This is a genomic window from Arthrobacter sp. QXT-31 (assembly GCF_001969265.1).
In the GTDB taxonomy this organism is placed as follows: Bacteria; Actinomycetota; Actinomycetes; order Actinomycetales; family Micrococcaceae; genus Arthrobacter.
The window spans coordinates 3,458,508-3,474,087 of the sequence record NZ_CP019304.1 but is presented as its reverse complement, the minus strand read 5'-3'; the positions used below and the strand labels follow the sequence as shown (position 1 = coordinate 3,474,087).

Below are 15,580 nucleotides of genomic sequence, written 5' to 3'. Positions count from 1 at the left end.
TGAATGGCTTGGATTCATACTTGTCACTCAGGCAAGTAGGGGCACGAGTAGCGAGTACTCGAATTTCGGGGCAGGTACTACTTGGTTGCTTTTGCATAGACCGGGCACCACGCGGTTGGGGTGGCCCGCGGCTCCCCTCGAACCGGCGCGAACAACGGCGGTGGGGTCCAACAGCACCAAGTTTTTCCCAAGAACCCGGGGCTACAGTCGTATTACTGCAGTTAGAGCGGTACTACTGCGATCCTCGTCCCCGGAGGACCGCCGAGCCAGCATGAAATGGGTGATCCAATGACGCGTCCTATGGCCGGGCCGGGTACAACCAAGTACTCCGAGTACTCGGCGATGTGCGTCTTTGCTGGCCGCCCCGGATTTCAAAAAATTTCTGCCGGGCTGGCCCTGGCGTGTGTTGTGTTACGCGCGTCACATACCAGAAGAGGCCGGGTAGACCCATGAATACGGCCGGCGCACTGCGCACGGAAATCCATTCCGTCCGCTTCCGGCTGCTGGCCACGCTGCTCGTCTTCATGGCCGTAGGCCTCTTTGTGGCCGGCGCCGCCACCCATGCCGCCCAGCTGAAGAGCCTCAACGACCGGGTGAACTCTGAACTGCTGCTGCCCCGGGACAACCTGGACGTGCTGGCACGGCTGGGCTCGCCGAACAACTTTGGCGCGGGCTACTCCTCCCTGCACGAGCTCTTTGCGACCTACCTGCGCAATGGGGCTCCGGGCGGTTACGAGTCCGTGATGACCATCATCCGCGGCGGCATCGTCATCCTTCCCAAAGCCAAACAGCCCACCAACCTCAACACCGAGGCCGTCACCGACCATGTCTGGGACTGGAGCGTCCCGGGCGAGACCGTGATGCGGGACATTGAACTGGACGGCCGGCAGGTCCGGCTGGCCATTACTGCAGTGTCCCTGGCCGGCGGCCGCCAGGACCAGGGCCTGCTGATTGCCTCGAGCGAGATTGGCGCCCAGCGCTCCGAGGTTTTCGCCTCGATGTGGACGTTTGCCCTGGCCTCCATGGGGACGCTCGCGCTGACCGGTCTGGTCGGTTACCTGGTCACCGGCCGTTTGATGCGTCCCGTCCGGCGGCTCCGCGAAGCCACTGAGGCCACGACTTATGAGGACCTGACCAAACGGGTTGAGGTGCCCGACAGCACTGATGACGTAGCCCAGCTCGCCATGAACTTCAACCGCATGCTCGAGCGGCTTGAGTCCGGCTTCGACAACCAGAGCCGTTTCGTCCACGATGCCAGCCATGAGTTGCGTACTCCCATGACGATCATCCGCGGCTACCTGGAACTGCTCCGCGCAGGGGATCCCGACGACGTCGACCAGACCCGCATGCTGCTCCTGGACGAGCTGGACCGGATGCAGGTACTCGTGGATGACCTCCTGATCCTTGCCCGCAGCGGCCGGCCGGACTTCGTGACGCCTGACTGGGTGGAGGCGGACGACCTTCTGGAGGACGTCCTGAACCGGGTCCGCGTCCTCGGCGAGCGCCAGTGGCACCTGGACGCCAGGCCCGGGGGCCTGATCCGCGCCGATCGCCGCAGGCTTACCCAGGCACTGGAGCAGCTCGCCGCCAACGCCGTCAAGCACACGTCCGAGTCGGACCGCATTTCCGTTGGCGGGGCGTGGATGGAGGACGACGGCGGCGCCTCCCAGGGCGGTCGGGCGGTAGTTGTGCGGGAGCTGGGAAACCCGGTATCCAGGGTGCTGGAGATCTGGGTGTCGGATACCGGCACCGGGATCCCCGCCGGCGACCATGAGCGCATCTTCGAACGCTTTGGCAAGGGCAGCAACGCGGAGACCTCGGAGGGCTCCGGACTGGGGCTGTCGATCGTGAAGGCCATCGCCGAGGCGCATGGCGGCACGGTGCTGCTGGAATCGGAGGTGGGCAAGGGCAGCCGCTTCGTGCTCCGGATCCCGGCCGGGGGACGGCAGGCGGACAGCGAGGCGGATGATTCAGCCGCGGCAGACAGCGCCGGCCGGAGCGGCAGCAGTGCTGACCTCCGTGCCGCTAGGGGCCACGCCGCCAAGGGACCGCGGCATAAGGGAGCGGGCACGGGAGGCGGCAAACCAAAGCCGGCGGGACCGGCGTCGGGCATTGAACTGGCCACCCGGGCGGGAGGTACCTCTTGACCCGGATCCTGATCGCCGACGACGAGCCCCGCATTGCGGCTTTCCTCACCAAAGGCCTTACGGCGGCCGGCTATACCACCACCCAGGTCTCGGACGGGGTGAAGGCACTGGACTACGCCACATCCGGGGAGTTCGACCTCCTCATCCTGGACATCGGCATGCCGAGGATGGACGGCCTCACCGTGCTCAAGAACCTCCGCGACATGCGCTCCACGATTCCGGTGATCATCCTCACGGCAGCGGACAGCCTCGAAAGCACGGTGGCAGCGCTCGAGGGCGGCGCGGACGACTACATGACCAAGCCGTTCCGGTTCGAGGAACTCCTCTCCCGCATCAAGCTGCGGCTCCGGGGCGCGCAGGCGGTGGCTTCCGCCCCGACGCTCGTCTGCGGCGACCTGTCGCTCGACGTCAACCTGCGCACCGCCGAGATCGGCGGCCATGTGATCGACCTGTCCGCGCGGGAATTCGTCATGGCCCGGACGTTCATGGAGAACGCCGGCAAGGTGCTCAGCCGCGAGCAGCTCCTGAGCAGGGTGTGGGGCTACCACTTCGAAGGCTCCTCCAATGTGGTGGACGTGTACGTCAGGTACCTGCGGCACAAGCTCGGCCAGGAGCGCATCCAGACGGTCCGCGGCGTGGGTTACCGCCTCGTGTGTTTGCCCGGCCCCTCCACGACGGCCCCGGATGATCCATCCGGCACCGCGGATGTTGCCGAGGACCATTCAATATAGGTCCGCCGGCTCATAGGCTCACTGGCTGCAACCAGCCCGACGGTGCATGAGAAGACTCTCATCCACGTCTCATCCGTGCCTCACCTTCACCCTCCAAAGTTGAAGCACGAAGGAGGTGTGGCAGGCCGATGAAGAGGTGGTTGTTGCTGAGCGTTCCGCTGGTGGGACTCGCCAGCATCACCGTCTGGGCGCAGGCCGTCATCGGGGCTCCGACAGATCAGGAAGCCGGCGTAATTGTTCGTGAACCGGACCCCCGCGATCCGGTCTTCAACATCGAGGGCTTCACTGAGGACCCGCGACTGTCGAGGCTTACCGATCCCACGGCGACGCCCAGGACCACATCACCGGCGCGGAAATGGGCGCCGCTGGACCCTGCCACCTCCTCGCCCCGCTCCACCAAGCCAACCGACCCGGCGGAGACCGGGTTGGCTCCCGACGACCCGGATGCTGACGTGGATTCCAGCGAGGTCACCGGCGTCGAGCTTGTGGAACCGGGCCAGGTCACTTCGCCGGCAGTGGAACCCACTGACGATTCAACGTCCTCGGGCCCAACGTCCCCGGACCGGCTCGACGGCACCAGCGGCCCCTCCGGCACCAGCGGCAGGAGTGGCAGCAGCAATGAATAAACGCACGCGGCGGCAACCCGAAGAAGCAGTTTCCCACCGCAATAAGGAGTCAGTGATGCACACCGAATTCCGCGATCTGTACGAGCCCATTCCGCCGGACCGGTGGGGCTCCACGGTCGACTCACCCTACGGCCAGCCGACCACCGTGATGGTGGACGACTCGGAGCTGCATCAACAGGTCCTGGACATCATCCACAACGTGCTCTCCACCGCCGATCCGCGCTCCGAGGTGCGGCGCCGGCTCCTGCGCCACTTGGCGGAGAACCCCGGGCATCCCGAACAGGCGCTGCTGGACCACCTGCGCGACAGGAACCGGCGCGGCGGGCGTCCCCCGCGCGGCGAGCGGGCTGCAGCAGCCGAACCGCACGCCTAACGGACGAACACATGAGAGACAAATACGGCAGCTCCGGCTGCCCCACAGACCGGGTACCCGCCGCGGCACGGGTACCCGATGCATGTCCGGCCAGGCTGGGTGGCCCAAGCAGCCGGCCCGGTGCGGTTTACAAAAGAGGCAGGAGCCTCAGAGCAGCACCACAAATCCCCCGATGAAGCTCAGGACGCCTACGCCGGTGAGGATCCAGCCGAGGATCAGAATGAGGTTGTCGTGCTTGGGCGGCTTCAGGCCCCACCGTGAAGGGTGGCAGAGGTCGTAATGGAGCTCCACCTGGGTTCCGGCCACTAGCCCCCGTGCCACGTCGGAATCGACGAGGGTCTGGCGCGGCACGTTTTCCTGGTCGGTCCAGCGGAAACCGGTAAAGCCGCCGGCGGTGTAAACCTCACCCGTGGTCTTGGTCCAGGCGCAGCGGCGCCGTTCGATAATCAGCCCCCACACGAGCAACGGCACGCCGGGGAGGAAGCCCACCCACGTCATTAGTTCCAGGATGGGGCCAAGTGCATCCACGAGACCGCCCATGCACCAACTTTAGCCTCCGGCCGGCCCTGTTCTTAGCCACCGCTGTTCATAGCAGCGGCGGGGTCGTTAGCGCCGGCGGGTCGTCAGCTCCCGGTTTCCTCGGGGTGCTCCCGGGCGCGCTCCGCTTCAGGAGTTTCGCCCTGCTGCGGGATGAAATCCGGGTCCAGCTTGGTGCTCAGGTCGGTTTCTTCGCGAGCGGGCTCATCGCGGTCGGCGCGGGGCTTGTCTGGGTTTTCGCTCATGGCCCCAACGTAATCGTGCGGCACAGCCGTGTCGAGGGGCCCGCCGTCGAGTGTGCGAGAGTGTCGAGAGCCGCGCCGCCTTGACGAGGGTGCCCGGAAACGGGCGGCACCCACCCGCCGGTCAGGCGCCTCCCAGCAAACTGTGACACGCTTGTAACGATGACTTTCCAGCTCAGGGACCCCCGCCGTAAGAAGCAAGGCCGCCAGCAGCAGGGCCGTCAGAAGCCGGGCCGCCAGCCGTCAGCCGGCCGGATGCGCCTCGCAGCGGGCACCGGCTTCCTGTTTGCTGTGGCCACCTTGGCCTGCGCCACGGGCCTCGCGGCCACCTACTACTACTTCGTCCGCACCACGACGGGCCAGTTCATCGACGAGTCGGCCCTCGTTGAGGCGGTGGAAATCCACGGGCCGGCGGGCAAGGTGACCACCCGCTTCCTGGATTGGCTGCCCACCATCTCCCTGGTGATGGCCGCCGTCGTCGTCCTTCTGGTGACGGTGATCCACCGCCGCTGGCGGGACGCGGGGATAGCGGTCACGGCGTGCATCGCGGCGAACATCGCCACGCAGGTGCTCAAGGCCCTGCTGCCGGTGCGGCCGGACCGCGGCGTGGAGACCCTGGAGCTGAATTCGCTGCCGTCCGGACACACCACCCTGGCGGCGTCCGCGGCGGCGGCCGTGTTCCTGATGGCGTCCCCGCGGTGGCGCCCGCTGGCTGGCTTTGTGGGCGGCACGTTCGCCATCGCCTCGGGCATGTCCACACTCGTGAACCAGTGGCACCGGCCGGCGGATGTGGTGGCGGCGTTCCTCGTGGTGGGCTGCTTCACGATTCCCGCGGGCTGGCTGATCCTCCGCAACGACGGCCGTGAGTGGAACGTCTGGGACGGCTTCGACGGCCACTGGGGATCGGCGCGGCTGTGGATCGGGCTGCCCGCGGTGCTCGGGCTGGCTTCGGCTGCGGTGTCCGTGTATTCGCTGGTCATGATCGCCCCGGGCATCGGCCAGGAAGCCAGCACCACCAACTACTTCTGGGCGGGCATCTCGCTGATCGTGATCGCAGGGTACCTGGCTACCGTGGCCACGACGTCCCTGTTCGCGTATGCCGTCCGACGGCGGGACTGACGGAAGGCGCCACCCTCCCCTCCCTGCGTTACCACCCAACTGACTCGCATTTGTTGTCGTTTTCAGGCGTCAAAACGACAACTACTGCCAGTCAGTTGGGTCCCGCGGTTGCGCCGGCGACCTTTACAAGCCCAGCCGTGAAGCCCACAATAAGTCGCACCACAGCCTCCACTGCCACAGCCTCACTGGGCCAGCCTCCACTGACCCGGCAGTGTGCTGCAACTGAGCCTGCGAAAGCAGAGGTGCGCGGACATGAACGACCAGGACGGGGCGGACAAAGCCCTGAAGGAAAAACACCGGGCGATGTGGGCGCAGGGTGACTATCCTGCCCTCGCCAGCGAGCTCATCGCGGATCTGGGCGCCATCCTGGTGGAGGCCTGCAACATTAAGCCGCGCCAGCGCGTCCTGGACGTGGGCGCAGGTGCCGGCAACGCGGCCGTCCCCGCGGCCATGATGGGTGCCCGGGTTGTCGCCAGCGATCTCACCCCGGAGATGTTCGACGCCGGCCGGCGGCAGGCTGCCGACCGCGGCGTTGAGCTCGAATGGGTGGAGGCCGACGTCGAGAACCTCCCCTTCGCGGACGGCGAGTTCGACGTCGTCATGTCCTGCCTCGGCGCCATGTTCGCCCCGCACCACCAGGCGAGCGCCGACGAAATGGTGCGCGTCTGCAGGCCGGGCGGAACCGTGGGGCTGCTGCACTGGACACCGGAGGGTTTCATCGGGCAGATGTTCGCCACCATGAAGCCCTTCGCTCCGCCGCCACCGCCCGGCGCGCAGCCCGCACCGCTGTGGGGCAGCGAAGACCATGTCCGCAAGCTGTTCGGCGACCGCCTGGACGACATCCGGGCGCAGAAGCGGACCGTGGCCATCACGAGTTTCCGCCACCCTGAAGACTTCGTGCGCTATTTCAAGTCGCACTACGGCCCCACCATCTCCCTGTACAAGTCGCTGTCCGGTGACGACGAGAAGGCCAAGGCCCTGGACGAGGCCCTCACGGAGCTCGCCGGCACGTACATCGAAGCCCACGGTGATACGCCGGCGCAGATGGAGTGGGAGTACCTGCTGCTCACGGCGAAGACCAATGCCAAGCCCCAGGAAACCGGGCTGTGACGGACTCCCCCGCCGCCGCCGGCTCACCCGCATCGCGCCGCGCCCTTGAGGTGGCCGGCATTCCCTCGTTCCGGAGGATCTCGGAACACCTGAACCATTCCACCTACGCCCGCCGCAAGCATCTGCCCGGCGTCTGCGACTTCACCTTGGGCAACCCGCACCAGATGCCGCAGGACGCCTACGTTGATGCCCTCCGGGACGCGCTCCACCCGCACAATGACCAGTGGTTCGCGTACAAGACCAACGAGGTGGACGCCCGGGAGGCGGCGGCAGATTCCCTGAGCCGGTTATTGAAGGTCCCGTTCGAAGCCGAGGACCTGTACCTTACCACCGGAGGCTTCACCGCCATCGCCCTGGCACTGAAATCAGTCACCGATCCGGGCGACGAGGTCATCTACAGCCTGCCGCCCTGGTTCCTCTACGAGCCGCTCGCCGTCGAGGCAGGACTGGTCCCGGTCAAGGTCAGCATCGACCTCGAAACCTTCGACCTCGATCTGGCCGCCATCGAAGCGGCCATCACGCAGCGGACCCGCGTGGTCATCATCAATTCGCCAAACAACCCGACCGGAAGGATCTACCCGCCCGAGCTCCTCCGCCAGCTGGCCGCGCTCCTCGACGACGCGTCGGAGCGGATAGGCCGGCGGATCTACCTGGTGTCCGATGAGCCGTACAACAGGATCGTCTTCGACGGCGCCCGCTTCCACAGCCCGGCGGAGTTCTATCCCTACACGTTGCTGGCCTACTCCTACGGTAAGACGCACCTGTCGCCGGGCGAGCGGATCGGGTACCTGGCACTGCCGCCGAGCATGCCGGACCGCAAGGAGCTCGGCACCGCCATCGAGGCGATGCAGTTGGCCATGGGCTGGATCTACCCCAACGCGGTGCTGCAGTATGCGCTCCCGCGGCTGGAGACGTTCACTATCGACGTCGGCCAGCTGCAACAAAAGCGGGACCGCATGGTCCAGGAGCTGGGCGGCATGGGATACCGGCTCCGGCCCGCCGAAGGCACCTTTTACCTGTTCGTCCATTCCCCCATCCAGGACGACGAGGCCTTCACCGAGGCCCTCAGCCAGGAGGACGTCTTTGTGCTCCCGGGCGTCCTGTTCGAAACACCGGGGTTCTTCCGGATATCCCTCACGGCCAGCGAGGACATGGTGGAACGGAGCCTGCCCCACTTCCGGGCGGCCATCGAACGTGCGGGACAGGACCGGCCCGAGGACGCCGAGATCAAGCTGCCGACCGGGCTGATCCCCATCGTTCCCGCCAGCCCGAGGAAGCTGCCCTGACCGTTCCTTCCACCTATTGAAGGCCTGGTGATCAGTCGGGTGCTCCAAGGGCCTGGGGGTTGCCGGCCCGGCATGTCAGGGGGGTGCGATGCCGGGCCGGCGAACTGGCTGAACCGCCACTCGCGGCTGTGGCGGCGGACCAGATAGAAAGATCGTGCCAACCGTTCCTCGGAAAATCCCGTTAGACCTTGGAGAACCCGGACCCCCAGCTTCCGGTTTCCATCCCGGAGCCGCGCACTGCCGCCACACCCGGCAGCGGGGGGATCCGCAGTCCAAGGTTCACCGGCAATCCACCATGGCGCCGACGAACAATACCGTCAGACGGCACATCCTCCTGCCAACGGGGATTGCCGGCAACGCCGCCGGTCTCAGCGCAGCCGGAAGGGCCCGCGGGGCGGCGAAGGTGGAAGGTAAATAAAATGAGCCCGGACCCGTATTCACCAGGCGGCAGCCACTGGCAGCCACCCACGCCGGAGCGGTGGCCCGCCAGCCATCCGGCCGGCCGATCCGCTGCACTCCCCGCCGCCCCCGCTGCCGGGCACACCCCACAGCGCGGACCCCAACACGCGCCACAGGGCGGAATACTGCACCGCCAACTGATGCGGCTCATCGGTGAAATCCTCGGCGACGACGACCTGAATCCCGAGATCCGGCTGTCGCTGCTCAGGCACATCTCCGAACATCCCGGCCACCCGGAACAGGCGATGCTGGCGCATTTGCATGAGATCCAGGACGGCACGTGACTGCCGCCCCGGCCCGGGCCCTGCACCCGATCATTTCCGACACCCCCTGGAGTGCACCATGAAAACCCGAGCAGCCCTCTCGCTGGCCGTGGCAGGCGTCTTCGTGACCGGTTCCGCTGCCCTCGCCGTCAACACGCAGGTGCTGAACACCACGCCGGCAGGCACCGGCAACGCAAACAGCATTCTCCTGCCGGACAGCTCGGGCAGGACCCCGACCCCGGCCGTCGCCGCCAGCGCTAAGGCGACGCCGGATGCGGCGTCCGCCGGCGGCGGCACGGCTCCCGCCACGAGGAAGACGGCTGTGCCGCCGGAAACCTGGGACCGCAATGACGACGATAACGGCGGCCGGCAAAAGGCACCGTTGCCCGTGCCCGGTGACGGTAAAGGCGGCACTGTTGGGGAAAAGAACGACGCCGGTCCCGCCGGCTCCCAGCCGACCGGCACCACCGGTTCCCGGCCCGCCGCCGGTGGTGCCGCCGTCGTTGTCCAGCCGGAGGACGACAAAGGTGGCCTGCGCACGGTCCCGGAACCGGGCGATGACAAGGGCGGACAGCGCAAGGCAGCTGAACCGGACGACGACAGCGGCGGCCACGGTTCCGACGACTGAAACGAAAATTACCTCGGAGCATAAACGCTCTGCGGCAGCGCCCTCTGCAGTTGTCTGCGGCCCTAATCGCATTGTGCGCATTACCTGAACGTAGGGTTAAATTTCCAGCCGACGCGCCGAAGAGTGAGAAATTTTCTTTGCTTAATTCGGAAATCAACCTGTATCGTATTCATTTAGGTAGACCGAAACTCGCCTGCGCCGCAGCGCGTCTGACACTCCCGGCACCCTTAAATCCCCAAATCGAGCCCAGCAATTCCCTGCTGTCCGGAACGTCCCGGCCAGCCCGCTCCCGGCACCATTCTCAGGGGAGCACAACAGTGATGAAAGGCCGGCATTTATGATCGCCGACACCCGCACCACCTTGACCCGCCCTGAAACCTCAACCGCAACCACCCCCGTGCCCCAGCCTGGCTCCAAGCGCCCTTCCGGCCCATTCCGGCGCAGGCGGGACAACCGCATCCGTACCTTCACCCTCAAGCAGACCATCCGGCTGTTCCTGCTCGGCATTCTCTGCACCGCCGGCTGGGTTGCCTCCCTGCTGGTGGGGCACTTCGTGGACTGCGGCCCGGAGCTGCACCGTATCGGGCTCGCCGTCCACATTCTCGCCCTGGTGCTGTCCTTCGGCACCATCCTCGTTGTCGACTGGCTCGGCCTGCTGTGGCTCATGGGCAAGGTGCAAATGCACGAATCGCCCAAGCTCGAGGCTGCAGCCAAGCCGCTGATCTGGGGCGGGCTGGCACTGCTGCTGGTCTCCGGAGCCCTCATCAAGCCCGACCTCACCAACCCGGTGACCGTCATCAAGCTCGTCTGCGTGCTTGTCCTGATGCTGAACGGGCTGAGCATCGCCCCGGCCATGCACAGGATGTTCGCTCTCCCGCCGGAAACACGCTTCACTGAACTGGCGCGCCGGCTGCGAAACCGGCTGCTGATCGCGCTCAGCATCTCACAGGCGTGCTGGTGGACGGCCGTGCTGATCGGCCTCGTCAACAGCACCCTCCGCCGCTGGTACGGCTACTGACAGGACGCTCGCCCTTGCCCAACTGACTCGCAGTTGTTGTCGTTTTCAGCCCTCAAAACGACAACAACTGCGAGTCAGTTGGGCCGGGCCCGCGCCTCGGGAGCTGTAGCCTCGGGAGCTGCGGCCGCCGAACCTTGGGTGGTGCCGCGGTGCAGTCCCTGCAGCAGCCGCGGCAGCGTGAGCGCGGCCAGCACCGCGAGCCCGATCATCGGCAGCCAGGGTGTACCCGGCCACCAGTGGTGACGCCCGGTCAGATCCAGCAGCCACCCCAGCACCGCATTTCCCGCCAGCACGGCCACGCCGCCGCACGTTGCGGACAGTCCGTAGTAGGCGCCACGGCCCGACGCCGGCCCCTTTGCCGGGATGAACCGCGGGATCAGCGACAGGATGGTGGGCGTGAGGAGCATGTGGCCCAGGATCAGCGCGCCGACGATGCCCGCCATCAGTGCCACGGAAACGACCGGGGAGGAAACGCCCGGCGCAGAACCGGAAGCTTCCGCCGGGACGGATCCGGCATCCACGGACGTCACGGCGGCCGCCGCCAGGGCAGCCCCCACGAGCAGGAAGCCGGCCGACATGGTCCGTCCCGGCCCCAGCCGCTGGCCGGCCGCGGCCACCGGCAGCTGCAGGAGCAACGTCAGCACGGAGGCGAGCAGGAAGAGCATTGCCAGCCACGAGGCGTCCAGGCCCCGCCGCTCCAGCTCAAGCGGGAACGCGAAATACATCTGGTTGTAGGCCACCATGTTGGTGCTGGCCAGGAGGCAGAACGCCACGAAGCGCCGGTTCTTCAGGCATCCGAGCGCGCCGTTGGAATGGGCCGGTGCGGCTTCCTGTTTCCCTGCACCCGATGTCTTCGGCGCTCCCGCCGAAACAGCCCCCGGAGCCACGGGGAGCCGGAACCACAGCAGCACGGTCACGGCAACGAAGACTACGATTCCCGCCGCCAGCGCCGCGTCAAAGCCCCATCCGAGCAGGGCAGCCCCCAGCAGCGGGCCGGCAAGGGCGCCCATCTCCCCCGTGATCGCCAGCCAGACGAACACCGAGCGCCGGCCCTTGCCCGGACCCCGTTCGTCGGTGTGTTCAGCACGGTCGGCATGGGACAACCGGGACTCCAGCGCCGGAGAGAACAGCGCACCTCCCGCACCTGTCAGCACGGCGCCGAGGAGGAACAGCGTGAAATCCGAAGCTGCCGCCAGGGTAGCGTACCCGGCGATGCGGACCAGGCAGCCGGTCAGGATCGCCCGCCGGGCACCCCACCGGTCGGCCAGCAGGCCGCCGAACAGGAACATGCCCTGCTGGCTGAACGTGCGGGCACCCAGGACAAGTCCGACGGCGGCGGCGTCCAGCCCGAAATCCCCGCCCATGGCGCCGGCCAGGAAGGGAATGACCGCGTAGAAGCCCACGTTGAACACCAGTTGGGTGCCAAGCAGGATGCGTGTTTCGGGCAGGTACGGCATGGGTCAGGTGGATCCTTATTCGTCCGGAGTGCCGATGAGTTCCAGGGTGCGGACGGGCACATCCGCCGCACCGGTGACGGGGGCGCGCAAGGCAATGACCGCCGCCCGGTGAACGCAGGCCGCCAGGTCGCCGCAGGCCACCGGAGCCGTGCAGGCCGCCGGCTGGACGAGGGCGGCAGCCACCAGCTCCTTGCTGTGTGCGTGCTGGGGGCTGGCGAAGAAGTCGGCGGTGGGCGCCAGTTCCACCAGGGCTCCCCGGTACAGCACGGCCACCCGGTGGCTCATGTACCGGATGACATTCATGTCGTGGGAGATCATGATCAGCGACAGCCGGCGCTCCCGGTGCAGGCGCAGCAGCAGGTCGAGGACCTTGCGCTGCGTCACGGCGTCCAGCGCCGACGTCGCCTCGTCGCAGATAAGCACGTCCGGGTCCAGCAGCAGCGCGCGGGCGATGGTGAGCCGTTGCAGCTGCCCTCCCGAACACTGGCTCGGGTACCGCTCCAGCAGTCCGGGTTCCAGCTCCACGTCCTGGACGGCCTGGTGGATGAGCTCCCGGCGCCCGTCCGGGTTGAGGGTCCGCTGCCGCAGCAGCGGGGCCTCCAGGCTGGCGAACAGTTTCATCCGCGGATCGAAGGCGTCGTGCGGTTCCTGGAAGACGAGCTGCACCTGGGTGCGGCGGGCGCCGGACCCGGCACCACCGCCGTCGTGCTTTCCGTACCCCGAGGGCAGCGTCCGGCTAATGGTGCCGCGGTCCGGGGCCTCGACCTCCACCAGGAGTCGGGCCAGGGTGCTCTTCCCGGAGCCCGACTGGCCCAGGACGCCGAGGATCTCGCCTTCCCGGAGGCCAAGGGAGACGTCCGCCAGGGCGGGCCGGGCGCCGCGCCCGTCGCCGCCGAACCGCTTGGTGACGCTGTCCAGCGCCAGGACGTCGCGGGCAGGTGCGGCACCACGAGCCTCCCCGGCCGCCTCAATGCGGCGGCGGGTAAGGGCGCACGCTTCGAGCAGCTCCCGGGCGCACGCGGTCCGGGGCGCGCCGAGGACGGTCCGGGCCGGGCCCTCTTCCTGGACCCGGCCGGCGTCCATCACCACCACCCGGTCAGCGAACGCGGACACGGTGGCAAGGTCGTGGGTGATGTAGAGAACCCCGAGCCCGTGCCGGCGCCGCTGGGTGTCGATCAGTTCCAGGATCTGCCGCTCCAGCACCTTGTCCAGCGCGGATGTCGGCTCGTCGGCGAGCAGCAGCTCCGGCTGCCCGGCCATCGCCACAGCCAGCATGGCCCGCTGCGCCATGCCGCCCGAGAGCTGGTGCGGGTACGACCTGGCAACGCGTGCCGGATCGTCGAATCCGACGCCGCCGAGCAGTTCCAGGGCCTGCGCCCTGGCTTGGCGTCCGCGCAGCTGGCGGTGCAGCTTCAGCGGTTCGGCCAGGTGGCTGCCAATGGTCATGCGCGGGTTGAACATCCGTTTGGGCTGCTGGTACAGCATCCCAATCCGGCCGCCGCGCAGCCGGTTGAGCTCGCTGCCGCTCACCCCGAGCAGGTCAGTCCCGCCCAGGCTGACGGCCCCGGACTCCACGTGGATCTGCGGCGGCAGCAGTCCCAGGACGGACAGCGCGGTCATGGTCTTGCCGCTTCCGGAAGCCCCCACCAGGGCAACAAACTCGCCGGGTGCCACGGAGAGGCCGACGCCGGAAAGCACCGGCCGTGCCGACGGCGCCGAGGGCGTCCGGACACTGAGGTGCAGGTCCTCGATGAGCAGGCCGTCAGGCATGGGTGACCTCCGGTGCGGGGGCGGACGCGAGCAGCAGCCGGCTGCTGGACATGCGTGCCAGGTGCTGGCCGATGAGCGTGACGCACAGCGCGACGGCGAAGATCACCAGGCCGGGCGCCAGGATGGTCATCGGTGACCTCACGGCGTACGGCTGGGCCGCGGCGAGCATGGAGCCCCAGTCCGACTGCGGAGGCTGCACCCCCAGGCCCAAGTAGGACAAGGCGCCGACGCTGATCAGGAACTGGCCGAACCGGAGCGTGGCCTGGCCCATGAGCGGACCGGCGAGGTGCGGCAGGATGTGGCGCCGCACCGTGAACCAGGGCGTGCAGCCCAGCACGCGGGCCGCCTCGATGAAGCCGCGGGCGGAGACGTCGTATGCCAGCGCCCGGGCGAGCCGTGCGAAGGGCGTCCAGCCGGTCACCGTCAGGGCCAGCAGCAGCGAGGGGTAGCCTGCGCCGAGCGCGGCGACCAGGAACAGCGCCACCACCATCTCCGGCATGGCCAGCAGGATGTCGTTGGTGCGGGTGAAGAACTCATCCAGCCAGCCCCGCCGCCGGGCGCTGAGCACGCCGATGGCCGTGCCGATGACGGCGGTGAGCACGGTGGCGAGGGCGGCGATGGTCAGCGAGAACCGTCCGCCGTCGAGGAGCCGGCTGAGGGTGTCGCGGCCCAGGTGGTCGGTGCCCAGCCAGTGGGTTCCGCTGGGGGCGGCCAGCCTGGAGGCAAGGTCCTGCCCGGCGGGCGGATAGGGTGCGATCCAGTCGGCCAGGGCCACGGACAGCACGACGACGGCCAGGATGATGACGGCGATCCGGATATGCAGGGGAAGGTTACGCATGCCGCATCCTGACCTGGGGGTTGAGGAGGCCGTGGACCAGGTCCGCGGCCGTGGTGAGCAGGACGGCCAGTCCGACGACCACCACCACGCCTCCCTGGGCGAGCGGAATGTCGTTGTTCAGGACGCCGTCGAACAGGAGCCGTCCCATCCCGGGGATGGCGAAAATAACCTCGATAATGACCGAGCCGCCCAGCAGGCCGGCGAACCACACGGCGGCCAGGGTGGTGAGCGGCAGCAGCCCGTTCGGGATCACGTGCTTCCGGAGGGTCTGCACGTGGCTGAGGCCCCTCCCCCGCGCGGCGGTAACGTGGTCCGCGCCCAGGGCGTCGAGCATGCCGTCGCGGACGGCGGTGATGAAATGGCTCGCCGGACGCAAGGCGAGGACCGCCACGGGTAGAACTGCCGACGTCGGGCCTTCCCAACCGGCGGAAGGAAGCACGGACAGCTTCAGCGCGAAGACCAGCACCAGCATCGGCGCGAGCCAGTACTCTGGCATCGCGATGAACGCCTGGGAAACCGCGGTGATGGCCTTGTCCGCTGCGCGCCCCTCGTTCAGGGCGGCGGTGACGCCGAGGACGGCAGCAATAAGGGCGGCCGCGGCCAGTGCCATGACCACCAGGCTGAGCGTGACCCACAGCGCGGGCAGCACCTGCTCCGCAACGGGTGTCCGGCTGGTGTAGGACAGGCCCATGTCGCCGCTGAGGAACCGGCCCAGCCAGCGCAGGTACTGCGTCCACAGCGGATCCTGCAGTCCCAGCTGGAGAGCTACCGACTCGACGGCGGAGTCATCGATGGCGTCGCCGGCCACCCGGGAACGGATGATCTTCCGCACCGGGTCGCCCGGGGTGACGTACGGGATGAGGAACACCACGAAAGACGCCAGAAGAACGGCGGCCACCAGGGCCGCCGCTCTTCTGGCGAGGAACAGCATCATGCCGGACCCTGTTCTCGGGGTCCGTGGTACGGGAACGTCACG

At 67.8% G+C, this 15,580-nt stretch carries 16 protein-coding genes; 10 read left to right on the top strand and 6 right to left on the bottom strand.

Annotated elements, in window-relative coordinates; all coding sequences use genetic code 11:
• The first annotated feature begins 449 nt into the window (after positions 1-449).
• The 4 genes from BWQ92_RS15740 (at position 450) to BWQ92_RS24020 (ending at position 3,877) form a co-directional block, all read left to right on the top strand.
• On the top strand, positions 450-2,147 hold the full coding sequence (locus tag BWQ92_RS15740; protein WP_076800965.1) for a sensor histidine kinase: 1,698 nt from the start codon (positions 450-452) through the stop codon (positions 2,145-2,147).
• Entirely contained in the window at positions 2,144-2,878 is a 735-nt protein-coding gene (locus BWQ92_RS15735) for a response regulator transcription factor (RefSeq protein ID WP_076800963.1), read from the top strand. The genes BWQ92_RS15740 and BWQ92_RS15735 overlap by 4 nt, the downstream gene beginning before the upstream one ends.
• A gap of 128 nt (positions 2,879-3,006) precedes the next feature.
• On the top strand, positions 3,007-3,504 hold the full coding sequence (locus BWQ92_RS15730; RefSeq protein ID WP_157365177.1) for a hypothetical protein: 498 nt from the start codon (positions 3,007-3,009) through the stop codon (positions 3,502-3,504).
• A gap of 55 nt (positions 3,505-3,559) precedes the next feature.
• Positions 3,560-3,877 (top strand): hypothetical protein, encoded by a 318-nt coding sequence (locus BWQ92_RS24020; RefSeq protein WP_076800960.1) that lies wholly within the window; start codon positions 3,560-3,562, stop codon positions 3,875-3,877.
• Positions 3,878-4,024: 147 nt separating this feature from the next.
• On the opposite strand, the gene BWQ92_RS15720 is transcribed toward BWQ92_RS24020, so the two are convergent.
• The gene (locus tag BWQ92_RS15720) at positions 4,025-4,417 is read right to left on the bottom strand and encodes a hypothetical protein (RefSeq protein WP_076800958.1); all 393 of its coding nucleotides are present in this window, start codon (positions 4,415-4,417) and stop codon (positions 4,025-4,027) included.
• An 83-nt stretch (positions 4,418-4,500) separates the two neighbouring features.
• Positions 4,501-4,659, bottom strand: a complete 159-nt coding sequence (locus BWQ92_RS23620; protein ID WP_157365176.1) for a hypothetical protein — start codon at positions 4,657-4,659, stop codon at positions 4,501-4,503.
• Between the two features lie 159 nt (positions 4,660-4,818).
• On the opposite strand from BWQ92_RS23620, the gene BWQ92_RS15715 reads away from it, so the two are divergent.
• From BWQ92_RS15715 to BWQ92_RS15695, 6 genes are all read left to right on the top strand, one after another.
• On the top strand, positions 4,819-5,775 hold the full coding sequence (locus BWQ92_RS15715) for a phosphatase PAP2 family protein (protein ID WP_076800957.1): 957 nt from the start codon (positions 4,819-4,821) through the stop codon (positions 5,773-5,775).
• Between the two features lie 252 nt (positions 5,776-6,027).
• Positions 6,028-6,885 (top strand): class I SAM-dependent methyltransferase, encoded by an 858-nt coding sequence (locus BWQ92_RS15710; RefSeq protein WP_076800955.1) that lies wholly within the window; start codon positions 6,028-6,030, stop codon positions 6,883-6,885.
• On the top strand, positions 6,882-8,171 hold the full coding sequence (locus BWQ92_RS15705; RefSeq protein ID WP_076800954.1) for an aminotransferase class I/II-fold pyridoxal phosphate-dependent enzyme: 1,290 nt from the start codon (positions 6,882-6,884) through the stop codon (positions 8,169-8,171). Before BWQ92_RS15710 ends, BWQ92_RS15705 begins: the two co-directional genes overlap by 4 nt.
• 419 nt (positions 8,172-8,590) lie before the next feature.
• The gene (locus BWQ92_RS23870) at positions 8,591-8,914 is read left to right on the top strand and encodes a hypothetical protein (RefSeq protein ID WP_172804296.1); all 324 of its coding nucleotides are present in this window, start codon (positions 8,591-8,593) and stop codon (positions 8,912-8,914) included.
• Positions 8,915-8,972: 58 nt separating this feature from the next.
• On the top strand, positions 8,973-9,521 hold the full coding sequence (locus BWQ92_RS15700) for a hypothetical protein (protein ID WP_076800952.1): 549 nt from the start codon (positions 8,973-8,975) through the stop codon (positions 9,519-9,521).
• A gap of 337 nt (positions 9,522-9,858) precedes the next feature.
• Positions 9,859-10,539 (top strand): hypothetical protein, encoded by a 681-nt coding sequence (locus BWQ92_RS15695; protein ID WP_236782977.1) that lies wholly within the window; start codon positions 9,859-9,861, stop codon positions 10,537-10,539.
• Between the two features lie 74 nt (positions 10,540-10,613).
• Here the strand turns inward: BWQ92_RS15695 and BWQ92_RS15690 are convergent, their stop codons facing one another.
• From BWQ92_RS15690 to BWQ92_RS15675, 4 genes are read right to left on the bottom strand one after another with little or no spacing between them, the layout of a single operon-like run.
• Positions 10,614-11,996, bottom strand: coding sequence for an MFS transporter (locus BWQ92_RS15690; RefSeq protein ID WP_076800951.1), 1,383 nt, complete (start codon positions 11,994-11,996; stop codon positions 10,614-10,616).
• A gap of 15 nt (positions 11,997-12,011) precedes the next feature.
• Positions 12,012-13,766 (bottom strand): ATP-binding cassette domain-containing protein, encoded by a 1,755-nt coding sequence (locus BWQ92_RS15685; RefSeq protein WP_083706339.1) that lies wholly within the window; start codon positions 13,764-13,766, stop codon positions 12,012-12,014.
• Complete coding sequence (locus BWQ92_RS15680) at positions 13,759-14,604, bottom strand: ABC transporter permease (protein ID WP_076800949.1); 846 nt, start codon at positions 14,602-14,604, stop codon at positions 13,759-13,761. The genes BWQ92_RS15685 and BWQ92_RS15680 overlap by 8 nt, the downstream gene beginning before the upstream one ends.
• Positions 14,597-15,538: an ABC transporter permease gene (locus BWQ92_RS15675; RefSeq protein ID WP_076800948.1), complete on the bottom strand. Its 942-nt coding sequence runs from the start codon at positions 15,536-15,538 to the stop codon at positions 14,597-14,599. Before BWQ92_RS15675 ends, BWQ92_RS15680 begins: the two co-directional genes overlap by 8 nt.
• Positions 15,539-15,580: the final 42 nt, after the last annotated feature.